The 17,414-nt window shown below is 69.9% G+C and carries 17 protein-coding genes; 11 read left to right on the top strand and 6 right to left on the bottom strand.

Annotation, left to right across the window (positions count from 1 at the left end; genetic code table 11):
* Positions 1-157: 157 nt before the first annotated feature.
* The gene (locus tag OG251_RS16930; protein WP_326677975.1) at positions 158-970 is read right to left on the bottom strand and encodes a DUF3558 domain-containing protein; all 813 of its coding nucleotides are present in this window, start codon (positions 968-970) and stop codon (positions 158-160) included.
* Positions 971-1,143: 173 nt separating this feature from the next.
* Here OG251_RS16930 and OG251_RS16925 point away from each other — a divergent pair, with 173 nt between their 5' ends.
* Positions 1,144-2,337 carry an RtcB family protein gene (locus OG251_RS16925; RefSeq protein ID WP_326677974.1) on the top strand — a complete coding sequence of 398 codons (1,194 nt, stop codon included), beginning with the start codon at positions 1,144-1,146 and terminating at the stop codon, positions 2,335-2,337.
* A 70-nt stretch (positions 2,338-2,407) separates the two neighbouring features.
* On the opposite strand, the gene OG251_RS16920 is transcribed toward OG251_RS16925, so the two are convergent.
* Positions 2,408-3,166, bottom strand: coding sequence for an SDR family oxidoreductase (locus OG251_RS16920; protein ID WP_326677973.1), 759 nt, complete (start codon positions 3,164-3,166; stop codon positions 2,408-2,410).
* Positions 3,167-3,273: 107 nt separating this feature from the next.
* Positions 3,274-3,609, bottom strand: coding sequence for a YnfA family protein (locus tag OG251_RS16915; RefSeq protein WP_326677972.1), 336 nt, complete (start codon positions 3,607-3,609; stop codon positions 3,274-3,276).
* A 208-nt stretch (positions 3,610-3,817) separates the two neighbouring features.
* Between OG251_RS16915 and OG251_RS16910 the strand changes: the two genes are divergently transcribed.
* On the top strand, positions 3,818-4,333 hold the full coding sequence (locus tag OG251_RS16910; protein ID WP_326677971.1) for a hypothetical protein: 516 nt from the start codon (positions 3,818-3,820) through the stop codon (positions 4,331-4,333).
* Positions 4,334-4,354: 21 nt separating this feature from the next.
* Here the strand turns inward: OG251_RS16910 and OG251_RS16905 are convergent, their stop codons facing one another.
* Entirely contained in the window at positions 4,355-5,089 is a 735-nt protein-coding gene (locus OG251_RS16905; RefSeq protein WP_326677970.1) for a Mut7-C RNAse domain-containing protein, read from the bottom strand.
* A 458-nt stretch (positions 5,090-5,547) separates the two neighbouring features.
* Between OG251_RS16905 and OG251_RS16900 the strand changes: the two genes are divergently transcribed.
* Complete coding sequence (locus tag OG251_RS16900; RefSeq protein WP_326677969.1) at positions 5,548-6,630, top strand: acyl-CoA dehydrogenase family protein; 1,083 nt, start codon at positions 5,548-5,550, stop codon at positions 6,628-6,630.
* On the opposite strand, the gene OG251_RS16895 is transcribed toward OG251_RS16900, so the two are convergent.
* Positions 6,618-6,998 carry a MerR family transcriptional regulator gene (locus OG251_RS16895; protein WP_326677968.1) on the bottom strand — a complete coding sequence of 127 codons (381 nt, stop codon included), beginning with the start codon at positions 6,996-6,998 and terminating at the stop codon, positions 6,618-6,620. The two genes, OG251_RS16900 and OG251_RS16895, sit on opposite strands and share 13 nt — an antisense overlap.
* 770 nt (positions 6,999-7,768) lie before the next feature.
* Between OG251_RS16895 and OG251_RS16890 the strand changes: the two genes are divergently transcribed.
* Positions 7,769-8,182: a hypothetical protein gene (locus OG251_RS16890; protein WP_326677967.1), complete on the top strand. Its 414-nt coding sequence runs from the start codon at positions 7,769-7,771 to the stop codon at positions 8,180-8,182.
* A gap of 162 nt (positions 8,183-8,344) precedes the next feature.
* On the opposite strand, the gene OG251_RS16885 is transcribed toward OG251_RS16890, so the two are convergent.
* Positions 8,345-8,929 (bottom strand): hypothetical protein, encoded by a 585-nt coding sequence (locus tag OG251_RS16885; protein WP_073725583.1) that lies wholly within the window; start codon positions 8,927-8,929, stop codon positions 8,345-8,347.
* 284 nt (positions 8,930-9,213) lie between these two features.
* Here OG251_RS16885 and hemL point away from each other — a divergent pair, with 284 nt between their 5' ends.
* The 7 genes from hemL to ccsB all read left to right on the top strand — a co-directional run bounded on the left by hemL (position 9,214) and on the right by ccsB (position 17,326).
* Complete coding sequence (gene hemL / locus OG251_RS16880) at positions 9,214-10,521, top strand: glutamate-1-semialdehyde 2,1-aminomutase (RefSeq protein WP_326677966.1); 1,308 nt, start codon at positions 9,214-9,216, stop codon at positions 10,519-10,521.
* The gene (locus tag OG251_RS16875) at positions 10,518-11,228 is read left to right on the top strand and encodes a histidine phosphatase family protein (RefSeq protein ID WP_326677965.1); all 711 of its coding nucleotides are present in this window, start codon (positions 10,518-10,520) and stop codon (positions 11,226-11,228) included. The genes hemL and OG251_RS16875 overlap by 4 nt, the downstream gene beginning before the upstream one ends.
* Before the next feature lie 477 nt (positions 11,229-11,705).
* On the top strand, positions 11,706-12,959 hold the full coding sequence (locus OG251_RS16870; RefSeq protein ID WP_326677964.1) for a hypothetical protein: 1,254 nt from the start codon (positions 11,706-11,708) through the stop codon (positions 12,957-12,959).
* A 67-nt stretch (positions 12,960-13,026) separates the two neighbouring features.
* Complete coding sequence (locus OG251_RS16865; RefSeq protein WP_326677963.1) at positions 13,027-13,629, top strand: TlpA family protein disulfide reductase; 603 nt, start codon at positions 13,027-13,029, stop codon at positions 13,627-13,629.
* A 4-nt stretch (positions 13,630-13,633) separates the two neighbouring features.
* Positions 13,634-14,389 (top strand): cytochrome c biogenesis CcdA family protein, encoded by a 756-nt coding sequence (locus OG251_RS16860; RefSeq protein WP_326677962.1) that lies wholly within the window; start codon positions 13,634-13,636, stop codon positions 14,387-14,389.
* Between the two features lie 4 nt (positions 14,390-14,393).
* A complete protein-coding gene (resB, locus tag OG251_RS16855) occupies positions 14,394-16,241 on the top strand; it encodes a cytochrome c biogenesis protein ResB (RefSeq protein WP_326677961.1) in 1,848 nt (615 codons plus the stop codon).
* Positions 16,238-17,326 (top strand): c-type cytochrome biogenesis protein CcsB, encoded by a 1,089-nt coding sequence (ccsB, locus tag OG251_RS16850; RefSeq protein ID WP_326677960.1) that lies wholly within the window; start codon positions 16,238-16,240, stop codon positions 17,324-17,326. Before resB ends, ccsB begins: the two co-directional genes overlap by 4 nt.
* Positions 17,327-17,414 lie beyond the last annotated feature (88 nt).

The raw sequence follows: 17,414 nt of genomic DNA, 5'->3' as shown, positions 1-17,414 counted from the left end.
AGATCTCGGTCGTGCGGGCGGGCGGTCTCTCGGCGGGCGGCCGGTCGGTGGGGGTGTTGCCGAAGAGCCACGGTACGACGGACGGGGGCCGGATGCCGCCACGGTCACGGACGTCGGCGGACCGGAATCCGCCCGCGCGGCGGCGGCCGTGACGGGTCTACTCGCTGAGCCCCTCGGCCAGCTTCCGGGCCAGTGCCTGGGCCTTCTCCTGGAGTTCCCTGCTGTCGGGCACCTCGGTGACGAGGGACGGCTGCTCGGTGTACTGGACCGTCACGATGACGTTCGATGTGCGGAATACCACGCTGACGGTGCGGTGCTGTGCGGTGGAACCTGCCTGTGTGAGCAGATCGTCCAGAAACGCGGTGTCTCCGAGGTGGTCCAGGACGCGCGGCCGGAGGTCGTCGGTGTCGCTACCGCTGCCGGACGAGGCGTCGGTGGCGGGAGCGGAAGGGGTGGTGGCGGTGCCGGACGGAGTGACCGATGCCTTGCCCTTCTTCTCCCCCTCCTTGTCCTTCTTCTCGTCCTCGTGGGGCGCGGCGGCGGTCGGCAGGTCGGCCGCGTTCTCCCGTTGCGCGTACACGTCGCGGGCGCGGTCGTCGTCGCTGACGGCGGGGTCGTACGACACGACGCGCTCGAAGTCGATGACCAGGTTCCGGGACCCGTCCGGGGCCTGGGACTTCCAGGTGCAGCCGACCTTGCGATCGGTGTCATAGGTGACGGACGGGGCCCCCTGGAAGACCTTCTCCTGCTGGTCCTGCGGCAGTTCGGCGGTGCCGGGGAGCAGGTCCCTCAGCGTGCCGGGCGGCACGGCGCGGCAAGCCTCGGGCAGCGTGCGGTACTTGCCGGGGGGCGCGGCCGAGACCGTGGGGCTGCCCGGCTTGCTGTCGGCGTCGCCGGCGTCGCCGTCCGAGCCGGAACTGCAGCCGACGACGAGCGCTGCGAGGAGCGCGACGCCGGGTACGTACGCCATGTGTCGCACGGTCCCAGGCTCCCTTCGGTACGAGAAAACAGGTTGCCGCTCGGAGGCGGCCGATGGACACAATGTGTATCGCACGCACCGCTGTGAATGCCGGTCGGCCGACTCATTTGCCGATCTTGGCACCGGTTTTGCGCTTTCCATCTTTTCGGGGGAATCGAGGGGTTATGTCGTACGTGGAGATACCGGGGGCGAAGGTTCCCATCCGGATGTGGGCCGACCCGGCTTCGGTCGAGGACGTCGCGATGCGGCAGCTTCAGAACGTGGCCACACTCCCCTGGATCAAGGGCCTCGCGGTGATGCCCGACGTCCACTTCGGCAAGGGCGCGACCGTCGGTTCGGTGATCGCGATGCATGGCGCGGTCTGCCCGGCGGCGGTGGGTGTGGACATCGGCTGCGGTATGTCCGCGGTGAAGACGTCCCTGACCGCCAACGATCTGCCGGGTGACCTCTCGCGGCTGCGCTCGAAGATCGAGCAGGCCATTCCGGTGGGCCGGGGGATGCACGGCGACATGGTGGACCCGAGCTCACTGCACGGGTTCGCGACGTCGGGGTGGGACGACTTCTGGGGGCGGTTCAATGGGGTCGCCGATGCGGTCAAATTCCGTCAGGAACGCGCCACAAAGCAGATGGGAACGCTCGGCTCCGGCAATCACTTCATTGAATTCTGTCTCGACGAGACAGGTTCGGTCTGGCTGATGCTGCACTCCGGATCCCGGAACATCGGCAAGGAACTGGCCGACTTCCACATCGGCCAGGCGCAGAAGCTGCCGCACAACCAGGACCTCGTAGACCGTGACCTGGCCGTCTTCATCGCGGACACCCCGCAGATGGCGGCGTACCGCAACGACCTCTTCTGGGCGCAGGAGTACGCGAAGTACAACCGCGCGATCATGATGAAGCTCTTCCAGGACGTCGTGCGCCGGGAGTTCAAGAAGGCGAAGGTCACCTTCGAGCCCGAGATCAGCTGCCACCACAACTACGTCAGTGCCGAACGCTACGACGGCCTCGACCTGTTGGTCACCCGCAAGGGCGCGATCCGCGCCGGAGCGGGTGAGTTCGGGATCATTCCGGGCTCCATGGGCACCGGCTCGTACATCGTGAAGGGCCTGGGCAACGAGAAGTCGTTCAACTCGGCGTCGCACGGTGCGGGGCGCCGGATGAGCCGTGGCGCGGCGAAGCGGCGCTTCTCCACGAAGGACCTGGAGGAGCAGACGCGGGGTGTGGAGTGCCGTAAGGACTCCGGCGTCGTGGACGAGATCCCGGCCGCGTACAAGCCGATCGAGCAGGTCATCGATCAGCAGCGGGACCTCGTCGAGGTCGTGGCGAAGCTCAAGCAGGTGGTGTGCGTCAAGGGCTGACGGGCCCTGTCGGTCCCGGTGATCGGACCTCGGCCCGTGGCCCTCGGCCGCCCGGCTCCGCCCCGTCGGGTCAGAGCGTCCGGTGGACCTTGGAGTTGGAGGCCTGGGCGCGGGGGCGGACCACCAGGAGGTCGATGTTGACGTGGCTGGGGCGGGTGATGGCCCAGGTGATCGTGTCGGCCACGTCGTCGGCGGTCAGGGGGGCGTCGACGCCCGCGTAGACCTTGGCCGCCTTCTCGGTGTCGCCGCGGAAGCGGGTGGTCGCGAACTCCTCGGTCCTGACCATGCCGGGGGCGACCTCGATGACGCGGACCGGGGTGCCGACGATCTCCAGGCGCAGGGTCTCGGCCAGGACGTGTTCGCCGTGCTTGGCCGCCACGTAGCCGCCGCCGCCCTCGTAGGTGGACAGGCCCGCGGTCGAGGTGAGGACCACGATGGTGCCGTCGCCGCTCGCGGTGAGGGCGGGGAGCAGGGCCTGGGTGACGTTCAGGGTGCCGATGACGTTCGTCTCGTACATCTGGCGCCAGTCCGCCGGGTCGCCGGACGCGACGGGGTCGGCGCCGAGCGCCCCGCCCGCGTTGTTGACGAGCACGGCGAGGCTGCGGAACGCGGTGGCGAACTCGTCCACGGCGGCGCGGTCGGTGACGTCCAGGGCGTACGCCGTCGCCTGGTGACCGGCTGCGGTGATCTCGGCGGCGAGCGCCTCGATGCGGTCCTCTCGGCGGGCGGTGAGCACGACGCGGTAACCGGCGGCGGCCAGCTGCCGGGCGGTCGCGGCGCCGATGCCGCTGCTCGCGCCGGTGATGACGGCGATGGGGGTGGCGGCCATGGCGATCTCCTCGGACAGCTGATCGGTACGGGCCAAGGATAGGCAGGCCGGCGCGGACGGGTTCCGGCGGCCGCGCGGACACCGGAGCGGGGCCGTCAGCGGCGGGTTCAGCGCCCGCGCGGGGCGTACATGATCAGGGCCATGCCCGCCAGGCAGACCAGCGCGCCGATGACGTCCCAGCGGTCGGGGCGGTAGCCGTCGGCGACCACGCCCCAGGCGATCGACCCGGCGACGAAGACCCCGCCGTACGCGGCGAGGATGCGGCCGAACTCGCCGTCCGGCTGGAGCGTGGCCACGAAACCGTACGCGCCCAGGGCGATGACTCCGGCGCCGATCCAGATCCAGCCCCGGTGCTCCCGTACTCCCTGCCAGACGAGCCAGGCGCCACCGATCTCGAAGAGGGCGGCGACGACGAACAGGGCGGCGGAGCGGGCGAAGAGCATGACGGCAGAATTTCACGCGGTGGTGCGTGGGGGCGGTGCGGGCCGTGGGGGGACGGTGCGGGCGGTGGGGGGACGGTGCGGGCGGTGCGGGCCGTGGGGGGACGGTGCGGGCTGTGCCCCGGCGCGCGGTGGGCTGTGCGGGTTGCTGCGGGCGCGTCGGGCCGGTCATTAAATAGGGATGATTCGCAGCGATCGGTATGTTCCGGGCATGGTAGTGACGCGTAGAGCTCTCCTGGTGCTGTCCGCAGCCGCGGCGATGATGGCGACGGCGGTGATCCCGGCGGCGGGAACGGGCGGTTCGGCCGCGGCCACCCCGGCGGCCCCCGGCAGGGAGGCGGGGCCGCGGGCGGACGTCTCCCACCACGGTCATGTCTCGCTGTGGGGCGACCGGCTCGGGGTCTGGCTCCGGAGCGAGAACCGGGGTCCGGCGGATCTGGCGGATGCGACGGTACGGCTGCGCTTCTCCGAGCCGTTCTCCGCCCCCCGGGGGCTGCCGCCGGGCTGTCTGCGGGGCGGGAGCCGGACGGTGCTGTGCGGGACGGGGGCGCTGGCCGCGGACGGCCAGGAGCGGCGGACCGCTTTCGATCTGCGGCTCGCGGGCCGGCCCGCCGAGGTGGTCGTGCGCATCGACACGGTGTGGAACGGGGGCGCGGTGGACCGCGACCCGCGCAACAACGTGCATGAGGTGCTCGCGCCGTCCACCGGAGACGCGTACGTCTTCTGAGCCGGTGGCCGCAGGGCGCTCCTACGCCGCTGTTCCGCCGAACTCGCGTACCGCGTCCGCGACGATCGACTCCAGGTGGCCGTGGTGGGCGCCGCGCCAGTACACGCGTGCGCACTGCGTGCACTGGGCGAACACGTCGTACGCCTGCTGCGTGCCGTGCTCCAGCCGCGTGCTGACGGAGTCCTTGTCGGCCTCGGCCAGCGTCCCGTTGCACGCGGTGCACCGCGTCCAGGGGGCAAGGACCGGCGCGAACCTGCTCAGCATGTCGCGGAGCTGTTCCTGGGGCCGGTCGCTGTAGACGTAGGCCCCGGCCCAGATCTCCCGCCGCCGCAGCAGCCCGCGGTCCCGGGAGAGGAGGACCCGCTGTTCCCGCGCCGACAGTGTGGCCAGCGCCGCGTCGCCGATGTCCTCGTTCTCGTACGCGGTATCGATGCCCAGGAGCCGCAACCGCCGTGCGAGCGTGCCGAGATGGACGTCCAGGAGGAAGCGGAGCGGGGCACCGGGCACCTGCTGGGGGCGTTCCACGGCGCGTACCTCGATCAGTTCGCCCGCTGCCGGAACGTGCGAGGGGGGTACGGGCCGGCCGTCGACGAGCAGGTGGCCGGCCTCGGTGAGCGGGATGCCGAGCGACTCCACGACATGGCCGAGCGTCGAGGCGCCGTCCGTGGTGACGGCCGTCCGGCCCTGGCGGCGTTCATGGGCGACGAAGAGCCTCAGTTCCGGGGCGACTTCGAGAGTGATCTCGGGTCCGTTCACGTCGCCAGGATGCCACTGGGGGGACGCGGGCGGCCAGGGATTTGCGGGGAGGGCACGGGGCGCGTAGTCGGTCGGGGAGGCGGACGGTGGTGCGGGGGCCGGTCGTGTCCGGGAACGACCGGCCCAGGTTCGCCGCCCTTGTCGCGCCTGCCGGGGCCATGCTCCATCAGGGGCGATCTCCTCTGCGTCGGCGCGTCGGGCAGGTCCGCTGAAGATCATTCTTCGGCCAATGAATGGCCGAATATGACCGCATGTATGTGCATGGGGGCGTGTGGGTGTGCGCGTGGCATTCGGTGTACGGCGGTCGAAGGGGCCGGCGCGCGGCTGCCCGGCCACTTGGTGAATACACCGTGTTCCGGCGGCGGGCGCGGGGGAGAGTGGATCCACCGTACGAGCCAGTGACCGACCCAGGACGAGGGGACTGCCGCATGCATGGGGCGCCGGGTGAAGGAACCGCATTGGCCACCCCGCCGGAGCTGGCGGCCGAGCCGCTGGTCCGCGCGGTCACCGAGGTGGCGGTCGGTGTGCTGCGGCCCCTCGCCGAGCGGACCGCCCAGGAGGGTGTCACCCGCTCGCACCTGGACGCGCTGGCCCGCTGCGGTGCCCACGGTCTCGTCAGCTACCGGCCCGCCCCCGACAGTGGTACGACGCGGAGCCGGGTGACCCGCGAGGTGCACGAGATCCTGTCCGCCGTCGATCCCTCCACCTGGTTCGTCTTCACCCAGCACTACGCCCTGGTGAAGGCGCTGGAGAGGACCGCCAACACCGCGCTCAGAGAACGGTGGCTGCCGTCGCTGCTCACGGGCGGGACGCTGGCCACGGCCGGGTTCGCCTACCTGCGGCACCCGCGTCCCCCGGTGACCGCGGAGGAGACCGACGGCGGGTGGCGGCTGCGGGGGCGGGTGCCGTGGATGACCGGCTGGGGCATCGCGGACGTGGCGATCATCGGGGCCGTCACCCCGGACGACCGGGCCCTGTTCGTACGGACCGGCTGCGCGCCCGGCAGCGGGCTCGTCCCGGTGGGGTCGCAGGCGCTCTGGACGATGGAGGGGACCCACACCGCGTCGGTGGAACTACGGGATGTCGTCGTGCCGCACGAGGACGTGATCTCCCTCGCGCCCCGGTCGGACTGGGCCCGCGACTACGACCTGGAGAACGCGAACTGTCACCCCGCCGTCCTCGGCCATGTGCGCGCAGCCGTCGACCTGTTGCTCGCGTCGGCGCCCCGCGCGGGGGCCCCGTACGAGACGCTGGCCCACCGGCTGGCCGGGGAAGCGGTCCGGCTGCGCGCCGAGTCGTACGCCCTGCGCGACGACCTGGCGCCCGAGGAGGAGGTCGCGGCCCGGATCGAGAACCGGGCCGCGATCCTGGACCTCGGGGTCCGGGCGGCCACCGCCTGTGTCGCGGCGACGGGCGGCAGGGCCGTCCAGTTCGGCAACACGGCGGGACGGCTGGCCAGGGAGGCGCAGTTCCATCTGATCCAGGCGCAGACTCCGCAACTGCGGGAGGCCACCGCCCGGCGCGCGCTTCAGGGCTTCTGAGGGGACACGCCGGGTCCGACCGGGCCACCGGGACCACCGGCGCCCTGCCCGGCCGCCGCGGTGCGGCGGAATTCGGCGTTTATCCGTTGGGCTTCCTCAAGTTGGTCCTCAAGGATGACGATGCGGCAGGCGGCCTCGACCGGGGTGCCCTGGTCGACGAGCTCACGTGCGCGGGCGGCAATCCGCAACTGGTAGCGCGAGTAGCGCCGGTGGCCGCCTTCGGAACGGAGCGGGGTGATCAGGCGGGCCTCTCCGATGGCACGGAGGAAGCCGGCCGTGGTGCCCAGCATCTCCGCCGCCCGGCCCATCGTGTAGGCGGGGTAGTCGTCATCGTCCAGTCGGCCGCCGAGCGGATTATCCGCTGTCATCTGCACCTCTTCTTGGGAACGCGTCGAGGGGCCCCGGTGCCGTACGGCACCAGGGCCCCGAAGGAAATTCAACACCATCTGCCGACGCTAGTGCTGCGCCGACCTTCTGTTTCCGCGGTTCGCCCTGGAGAAGGGCGGGAGTGCGGGGATCGCGATTGCGGTGACCGGGGACCACCTTCCGTTCCGGGGTCTTGCGGTACCCGGGCTGCGTACTTCCCACCCGGGCGATCCTGATGGCGCCTGCTTCCTCCGTTCTTCCCTCTGGGGCCGCTTTCTGTCGAACCGGTGGTGCCGGCGGTGCCCCCTGGAACTGCGAGCACCTTGCCCGGCAGACCGTCCCGCCGCCCGCTTGCGTGGCCGGGCGGAGGACCCGAGTGCCGAACTCCTCGGCGCGTGCGCCCGAAGACGCCTCTGCCGAGATACCGCGCACCACCGACTGCCCGGCAGTTCGTGTCTGCCGGACCCTTCGTGTTCTTGGCTACGAGAGAAACCATAGCCGCGCCCAGAGGCAATGTCTATCTTCGCGAGCTTAGATTTTGACGGGCTGGAGGCGCAGATAGTTTGACCCCAGTGATGGGTCGTCCTTCCCGCGTCCGCTCGCCGCACACCTGCGACGAGCGATCCGGCGGCGATCCGGCGGGGCGGGACGGTCGGGCGGGACGGTCGGGCGGGGGTGGCGGCAGTTGTGGCGGGCCGGGCGTTGCGACGGCAGCCGTGCCGGGCGGGTGCCGTCTCCCGGCGCGGCGGGCCCCCGAATAGACTCCGCTCTCATGTCGAAGCCTGACGAACTGCTCGTTGACGTCGCCACGATGGTGGAGTCCGGACAAAGCAATCAGATGTCCCTGACCGTGGTCGTCGGCGGCACGGTCATCACCGGCCGCCTGGCCCCCGAAGCGGTGTGGAGGCGGCGTGTCGCGGAGGTGCTGACGGATTCGGCCCAGCTGGGCGAGTTCTCCGGCACCTTCACCGCGTCGGCCCCTGCCGCATCCTCCACGTCGGCCCCCGGCGCCCCCGCCACGTCGGCCCCCGGTTCCGTGCGGAAGGACGGACCGCCCACGCACCTTCACTTCCACGTCGCCCGGATCCTCCAGGGCACGGTGGGGATCCCGGAGACGGGCGGGATGTACCGCGTCTCGATCGAGGACGTCGGTGCCTGGACCGTGGGCGACTTCAGCTACCACTGATCCGTGCGGTCCGGTTATCCACCGGCACGAGGACAGCCGGACGAAAAGCGATGAGGGCCCGGCCGACACCTGTCGGCCGGGCCCTCATCGCGTGGGCGGATCGGTGCCGGTCCGGGTCGGGGCCGGACCAGGCTTCGGGTCAGGGCCAGACCAGGCTTCGGGTCAGGGCCAGACCAGGCAGTACGCCTGGTGCCCCGCGTCGTGCAGCCGGTGGGAGAAGTCCTGCCACTCGTGGAGCAGCTGGTAGACGTTGAACGCGTCACGCGGGCCGCCGCGGTCGGGCACCGTGGACCAGATGAAGGCCGCCGCGCCGACCGATTCCTCACCGACACCGCGCAGCGGGTCGACGACCGTCATGGGGAGCTTGACCACCGCGTAGTCGGGGTGCAGCACGACCAGTTCGAGCGGGGGGACCTTGTACAGGGGTATGCCCTGGATGCCGGTGAGGACCATGGCCGCCACCGTCTCCGGCTTGATCTTGCTGAACATGCCGCCCATGCCCAGCTCGTCGCCGCCCAGCTCCTCCGGGCGCATCGAAATGGGCACACGGGCGGCGGTGGCCCCGTCGGGGGCACCGAAATACTTGTAGGTCACCCCCACCCGGCCACTGCTCCTGCTCCCCGGGCCTGCGGCGTTCCCCGCCTGCCTGCCCTGTGCGCGCTCAGCCTCGCGCCGGTGCCGCCCTCGTCGGGCAGGCTCGGGCCCCAGGTCGTCGGTCCCTTCGCCCACTCCGCCACCGCGATGCATATCTCATCCACCCGACTACTTCTTAGGAGACACAGCCCCCGCCGCGCAACCCGATCATCGTGTCAGTGACCTCCCCCACGGGCGTGCGGTGAAACACCTGTCCGCAAGACCGTCCGTGCCTCTGACACCATGGCATGTGTGAGCTTTCCCTATGACGCCTCAGTTTCGCAGACGTGAGAGGGTCGACGCCCTTTCGTGATACGGGGAGAGCGCGCTCCCTGCTCACCGGCGGCCGAGATTTCCGGCCCGGCCCTCCGACACCCGAATCGCAGATCAGGACCAAAGTGTCGTATTCATACGAAGCCCCAGTTTCGCAGTCGCTTTTCGACCGTGCGTCCGTCGTGACGCCCGGCGGCGTGAACTCTCCCGTGCGTGCCTTCCGGGCCGTGGGCGGTACGCCCCGGTTCATGGTGTCCGGCACCGGTCCGTACCTCACCGATGCCGACGGCCGCGAGTACGTCGACCTCGTGTGCTCGTGGGGGCCGATGATCCTCGGCCACTCCCACCCCGAGGTCATCGCCGCCGTCCAGGACGCGGTCGGGCGGGGTACCTCGTTCGGTACGCCCGGCGAGGGCGAGGTCGCGCTGGCCGAGGAGATCGTCTCCCGTGTCGAGCCCGTCGAGCAGGTGCGCCTGGTCTCGTCCGGCACCGAGGCGACCATGTCCGCGATCCGGCTGGCCCGCGGCTTCACCGGCCGGGCCAAGGTCGTCAAGTTCGCCGGGTGCTACCACGGGCACGTCGACGCGCTGCTGGCCGCCGCTGGGTCCGGCGTCGCCACCTTCGGGCTGCCCGACACCCCCGGTGTCACGGGCGCCCAGGCCGGCGACACGATCGTGCTGCCGTACAACGACCTGGACGCCGTGCGGGCCGCGTTCGCCGCGCGGCCCGGTGAGATCGCCTGTGTGATCACCGAGGCGTCGCCCGGCAACATGGGCGTCGTCCCGCCGCTGGACGGCTTCAACGCCGGGCTCAAGGAGATCTGCGCGGCCAACGGGGCGCTCTACATCTCCGACGAGGTCATGACCGGATTCCGTACCTCGAAGGCCGGCTGGTACGGCGTCGACGGTGTCCGGCCCGACCTGATGACGTTCGGCAAGGTCATGGGCGGCGGGTTCCCCGCCGCGGCCTTCGGCGGGCGCGCCGACGTGATGGCGCACCTCGCCCCGGCCGGGCCGGTCTACCAGGCGGGCACCCTCTCCGGGAACCCCGTCGCCACCGCCGCCGGGCTCGCTCAGCTGCGCCTGCTGGACGACGCGGCGTACACGAAGATCGACGCGGTCTCCGCGGAGCTGCGGGGGCTGGTGAGCGAGGCGTTCACCAAGGAGGGCGTCGCGCACACGGTGTCGGCGGCCAGCAACATGTTCTCCGTGTTCTTCACCGACGGGCCCGTCCTCAACTACGAGGACGCGAAGAAGCAGGAAGCCTTCCGCTTCACCGCCTTCTTCCACTCGATGCTGGCCCAGGGCGTGTACCTGCCGCCGTCCGCCTTCGAGTCCTGGTTCGTCTCCACCGCCCACGACACGCAGGCCGTCGAGCGGATCGCCGCCGCCCTGCCCGCCGCGGCCCGTGCCGCATCGGAGGCCACCGCATGAGCGAGAACGGAAACCGCGAGGGCGCCGACCGCGCGCAGGACATCACCGTCGTCCACCTCATGCGCCACGGCGAGGTGCACAACCCGGAGGGCGTCCTCTACGGGCGGCGCCCCGGCTATCACCTCTCCGAGCTCGGCCGGAAGATGGCCGACCGGGTCGCCGAGCACCTGGAGAAGCGCGACATCACCCATGTCGTCGCCTCCCCGCTGGAGCGGGCCCAGGAGACGGCGACCCCGGTCGCCACGTCGCACGGTCTGGAACTGGCCACCGACGAACGCCTCATCGAGGCCGCCAATGTCTTCGAGGGCAAGACCTTCGGGGTCGGCGACGGGGCGCTGCGCAAGCCGGACAACTGGAAGCACCTGACGAATCCGTTCCGGCCGTCGTGGGGCGAGCCGTACATCGAGCAGGTCGTACGGATGATGGGCGCGCTGGACGCGGCGCGCGACGCCGCGCGGGGGCACGAGGCGGTCTGTGTCAGCCATCAGCTGCCGATCTGGATCGTGCGGTCCTTCGTCGAGCGGCGGCGGCTGTGGCACGACCCGCGCAAGCGGCAGTGCACGCTGGCCTCGCTGACGAGCTTCACGTACCGGGGCGACAAGATCGTTTCGGTGGGGTACTCGGAGCCGGCGCGGGATCTGGTGCCGCCGCATCTCCTGGCGGGGGCGAAGCCGGTGAAGGGGAAGTCGAAGGCGTTCGGGGCGTAGGCGGGGGAGGGCGCTTCCCGGGTGCGACCCGGGGGCGCTTTGTCCTCAATCGCCGGACGGGCTTGATTTTGCCTGCTCGGGCGCGGTGCGGGTGCGGCCGTGGGTCGGGTTGTCCTCAATCGCCGGACGGGCTGGGTGTGCGGACGGGCCTGATGTGTCTGTGCGGGTGCGGCCGGGTGCAGGTGTGTCCTCAATCGCCGGACGGGCTTGAGTGTGCCGGACGGGCTGGGTGTGCGGACGGGCCTGATGTGTCTGTGCGGGTGCGGCCGGGTGCAGGTGTGTCCTCGATCGCCGGACGGGGTGGGTGTGCCGGCCCGGTGGGCTCGGTGTGGTGGTCTCTTCATGTGCAGGATTCGTAAAGGTCTAGTCGCGTAAAGAAAAATGTGTTAATCGGGGGAACCCCCGTGTTGCTTCACCCATCTAAGCCTCTGCCAGTTTGTATGGACTTGAGGTAAAACGACCGCAGATGGGGACGGCATGCGCGAGATCAACCGAAGGGGACTGCTCGGAGCCGGACTGGGAGCCGCGGCGGCGATCGGAGTCGCGGGCTGTGGTTCCTTCGGCTCCGGGAGCGAGAGCCGGTCGGGCACCGGCAGGGGCGACCAGGGCACGGACGGGAACGGCCGCGGCAGCGGTGCCGGAAAGAAGGACGTCCGGCTGATCGGTGACGGTTCCACCGCCGATACCGGAAAGCAGCCGAATCAGCCCTCCGCCCCGGTCCGGCTCGAACCCGGTCAGACGCCTCCGCAGTTCGTGGTCTTTTCCTGGGACGGTGCGGGCGAGGTCGGCAACGGGCTCTTCCCGCGCTTTCTCGAACTCGCCAAGGAACACGACGCGGCGATGACCTTCTTCCTCTCCGGGCTGTACCTCCTGCCCGAGTCGAAGAAGTCGCTGTACCGGCCGCCGAACAACCCCCGAGGCGCCTCCGACATCGGCTATCTCACCGACGGTCATGTCAAGGAGACGCTGAAGTACGTCCGCCAGGCATGGACCGACGGTCATGAGATCGGCACCCACTTCAACGGGCATTTCTGCGGCGGTTCCGGTTCCGTGGGCAACTGGACCCCCGCGCAATGGCACAGCGAGATCAATCAGGCGGTCTCGTTCGTCACCGAATGGCGGACCAACACCGGCTGGAACGACCTCGATCCGCTGCCTTTCGACTACCGCAAGGAACTCATCGGCGGCCGTACCCCCTGTCTGCTCGGCCAGGACAATCTGCTGCCGACGGCGAAGAAGCTGGGGTGGCGATACGACGCGAGTTCGCCCGGCGGCCGTCAGATGTGGCCCGAGAAGCGCCAGGGTGTGTGGGATCTCCCGCTCCAGGGGATGCCGTTCCCCGGGCACTCCTTCGAGGTCCTCTCGATGGACTACAACATCCTCGCCAATCAGTCGAAGAACTCGACCAAGGGAATGCCCTCGCGCTATCCGGGGTGGCGCACCCAGGCCGCCGGCGCGTATCTCGCCGGTTTCCAGCGTGCGTACGAGAGCAATCGCGCACCCTTCTTCATCGGCAACCACTTCGAGGAGTGGAACGGCGGCATCTATATGGATGCCGTGGAAGAAGTGATCAAGAAGGTCGCCGGTAAGCCGGATGTGCGCCTCGTCTCCTTCCGGCAGTTCGTCGACTGGCTCGACGCGCAAGATCCGGCGGTGCTCGCGAAGCTCCGTTCGCTGGAGGTCGGTCAGTCGCCCGCAGGCGGCTGGAACACCTTCTTTAAACAGGCTTGACAAGGGGCTTTACGGGCACCGAGGGGGGTGCGGGAGATCGCGGAAACTGCCATGCGAAACTTTTCACATGAGCTCTGGCCGCGCATCCCGACGCCGCTTCACCCTGCTCGCCGCCACGGCCGTGGCCGGTGCCCTGACCCTGTCCGCATGCGGGGACGGCAACCAGGCCGGTGGTGGCGGAAGCACGAACTTCGTCACCGGCAGCGGGGGCATCTCCACCGTCGCCAAGGGCGACCGGACCCCCGCGCCGAAGCTCGACGGAACGAGCCTGGACGGCAAGCCGCTCGACCTCGCCGACTACAAGGGCAAGGTCATCGTCCTGAACGCCTGGGGCTCCTGGTGCGGCCCCTGCCGGCTTGAGGCCAAGCACTTCGTGAAGGTGCAGGAGGAGACCGCGGACCAGGGTGTCCAGTTCATCGGGATCAACGTCCGGGACCCCCAGAAGGACCTGGCGGTGAACTTCGAGAAGGACTTCGGCGTCACGTACCCGAGCTTCCACGACCCGACCGGAAAGCTCATCCTCCGCTTCCCCAAGGGCACCCTGAACCTCCAGGCCATCCCCTCGACGGTCGTCATCGACCGCGACGGCAAGATCGCCGCCCGCACGCTCCAGGCCCTGAACGCGGAGAAGCTGCGCAAGATGATCGACCCGCTGATCGCGGAGAAGTGATCCGGTGATCACGCTCGCCGCGTACAACGAGACCGTCGTCAGCGGGGCGCTGCTGGTGGCGCTGCCCCTGGCCCTCCTCGCCGGTCTGATCTCCTTCTTCTCGCCCTGTGTCCTGCCTCTGGTCCCCGGCTACCTCAGTTACGTCACCGGGATCAGCGGAACCGACCTGGCCGAGGCCCGGCGCGGCCGGGTCGTCGCGGGCGCCTCGCTCTTCGTCCTCGGCTTCAGCGCCGTCTTCGCCTCCAGCGGGGCGCTCTTCGGCTACTTCGGCCAGGAGCTCCAGGAACAGTCCGACATCCTCAACAAGGTCCTCGGCGCCCTGATGATCCTCATGGGGATCTTCTTCATGGGGCTGCTGCCCGGGGTGACGCAGCGCGAGTTCCGCATCCACAAGCGGCCGGTCGCCGGGCTGGCCGGCGCACCGCTGCTGGGTGCCCTGTTCGGGATCGGCTGGACGCCCTGCATCGGCCCGACGCTCGCCTCCGTGCTGACCCTCTCGGTCGACCAGGGCACCGCCGGGCGCGGGGCGCTGCTGACCGTCGCGTACTGTCTCGGACTCGGCGTCCCGTTTGTCCTGGCGGCCGTCGCCTTCCGTAAGGCACTCGGCGCGTTCGGCTGGATCAAGCGCCACTACGCATGGGTCATGCGGATCGGCGGCGGCATGATGATCGTGACCGGAATCCTTCTGCTGACGGGTGTCTGGGCGACGCTCATCCAGGAGATGCAGGCCTGGTCCAACGGCTTCACTGTGGGGATCTGAGTTCATGAGCAAGACGAACACCACGGACGAGCGCGAGCAGGAGCGTGAGCTCGGCGCCGCCGGGGAACAGCTCTCCACCGCGCCGCGCGAGGAACGCCCCGAGCGCGAGACCGGCGGGACCGTGCCCGCCATGGGCGTCATCGGGTGGGCCCGCTGGTTCTGGCGCCAGCTCACCTCGATGCGGGTCGCGCTGATCCTGCTGTTCCTGCTGTCGCTCGGCGCCATCCCCGGCTCGCTGATCCCGCAGAACAGCGTGGACGAACTGAAGGTGCAGACCTTCAAGGAAGCCCACACCACCGTCACGCCGATCTACGAGAAGCTCCAGTTCTTCGACGTCTACAGCTCGGTGTGGTTCTCCGCGATCTACATCCTGCTGTTCATCTCGCTGATCGGCTGCATCGTGCCGCGCACCGGCCAGTTCATCGGCCAGCTGCGCAGCCGTCCGCCGGGCGCGCCGAAGCGGCTGACCCGGCTGCCCGCGTACGCGACGTGGCGCACCGAGGCCGACCCCGAGCAGGTCCGCGAGGCGGCCCTCGCCATCCTGCGCGGGCGGCGCTTCCGCTCGCACGCGGTGGGTGACGCGGTCGCCGCCGAGAAGGGCTATCTGCGCGAGGCCGGGAACCTGATCTTCCATGTGTCGCTCATCGTGATGCTGGTGGCCTTCGGCGCGGGTCAGCTCTTCAAGTTCGAGGGCGGCAAGCTGATCGTCGAGGGTGACGGTTTCTCCAACACGTCCACCCAGTACGACGACTTCAAGCAGGGTTCGCTCTACGACCGCGACTCGCTCGTCCCGTTCAGCTTCACGCTCGACAACTTCGTCGGTACGTACGCGAAGAGCGGCCCGCAGCGCGGTACGCCCCGGACGTACGAGGCCCGTGTGACGTACTCCGAGGGTGCGTACGGCAAGCCGAAGAAGTCCGTCATCAAGGTCAACGAACCGCTGGTCGTCGACCACACCAAGGTCTATCTCAACGCGCACGGCTACGCCCCGGTCATCACCGTCAGGGACGGCAGGGGCAAGGTCGTCTCGCGGGGTGCCGTGCCGCTGCTGCCGATCGACAACAACGTCACCTCGACCGGCGCGATCAAGGTGATGGACGGCTACCGCGACAAGAACGGCAAGAAGACCCAGCTGGGTTTCCAGGCGTTCTTCGTCCCGACGTTCGCGGGCGACGGCATGGGCACGATGTTCTCCCAGTTCCCCGCCGCCGACTACCCGGTGCTGGCCCTGAACGGTTACCACGGGTCCCTCGGCGTCGACTCCGGGCTGCCGCAGAACGTGTACCAGCTCGACAAGAAGGACATGAAGGAGTTCAAGAACGCCGAGGGCAAGCAGCTCAAGGAGCGGCTGCGCCCCGGCGAGTCGATGAAGCTGCCCGACGGCGGCGGTTCGATCACCTTCGAGAGCGTCGAGGAGTGGGCGAGCTTCCAGATCTCGCAGCAGCCCGGCACCGGCTGGGCGCTCACCGGGGCCATCGCCGCCATCGCCGGACTCGCCGGTTCGCTGTTCATCCAGCGCCGCCGGGTGTGGGTGCGGGCGGTGCGCGGAGCGGACGGTGTCACGGTCGTGGAGATGGCCGGCCTGGGCCGCAGCGAGTCCGCGAAGCTTCCCGAGGAGCTGGCCGATCTCGTGGCCGACCTCAACGCGGTGGCGCCCGTCGCGCCCGCCGCGACCGACGCCCCGGCGCCCGACACTCCGGCGACCGGCGACCCCGACGCGTCCGGCGACTTCGACGCGTCCGCCGTCGCGACCGGCGATCCGGCCGCGACCCATGACCCCGCTGTCGCGAGTGGCCCCGGGGCCGATCCCGTACAACCTGCCGAAAAGCCTGCCGAAGGGGCTGAGAAGTGAATCTCGCCGCCGCAACCAACGAGAATCTGGCGCACACCAGCAATGTGCTGATCTATTCGTCGATGGCCGTCTACACCCTGGCCTTCTTCGCGCACATCGCGGAGTGGGTCTTCGGCAGCCGCAGCAAGGTGGGCCGTACCGCCGCCGCGCTGGCCGGGACCGGCGCCAAGAAGGCCGACTCCACGGTGAAGGTGCAGGTCGCCGGGAAGAACGGCGCCACCGCCGTGCTGGAACGCCCCGCGATCGTCACCCGTTCCGCGGCCGGGACCCGGGACGTCCCCGACGGCCCCGGGGCGGCCGGCGGCACGTTCAAGGGCGACATGTGGGGGCGGATCGCGGTCTCCCTCACCGTCGTCGGCTTCCTGGTCGAGGCGGGCGGTGTCATCGCCCGCGCGATGTCGGTGGAGCGGGCCCCCTGGGCCAACATGTACGAGTTCTCCATCACCTTCTCCACGGTGGTGGTCGGCGCGTACCTGGTGTTCCTCCTGCTGAAGAAGAACGTCCGCTGGATCGGTCTGCCGCTGGTCACCACGGTTCTGCTGGACCTGGGCATCGCGACCACCACGCTCTACACCGACAGCGACCAGCTGGTGCCCGCGCTGCACTCGTACTGGCTGTGGATCCATGTCTCCACCGCCATCATCTGCGGCGCCGTCTTCTACCTGGGCGCGGTCGGCACGGTGCTCTACCTGTTCCGTGACGGCTACGAGAGCCGGATCGCGAGCGGCGGTACGCCGGGGAAGTTCGCCACCTCGGTCATGGAGCGGCTGCCCTCCGCGTCGTCCCTGGACAAGTTCGCGTACCGGATCAACGCCGCCGTCTTCCCGCTGTGGACGTTCACGATCATCGCGGGCGCGATCTGGGCGGGCGACGCGTGGGGCCGCTACTGGGGCTGGGACCCCAAGGAGGTCTGGTCCTTCATCACCTGGGTCGCGTACGCCTGCTATCTGCACGCCCGCGCCACCGCCGGGTGGAAGGGCCGCAAGGCCGCCTACCTGGCGCTCGTCGCGTTCGGCTGCTGGCTGTTCAACTACTACGGCGTGAACATCTTCGTCACCGGCAAGCACTCCTACGCCGGAGTCTGAGACACCGCGGTACCCGAAACGGCTGCCCGCCCCCCGTGCACGGGGGGCGGGCAGCCGTCTTTCGCGAGCGGGCGGCGCGGGCCCCGGC

This window comes from Streptomyces sp. NBC_01237 (assembly GCF_035917275.1).
GTDB lineage: Bacteria > Actinomycetota > Actinomycetes > Streptomycetales > Streptomycetaceae > Streptomyces.
Note: the sequence above shows the minus strand (reverse complement) of the source record. Positions and strands in the feature narration are given on the sequence as shown.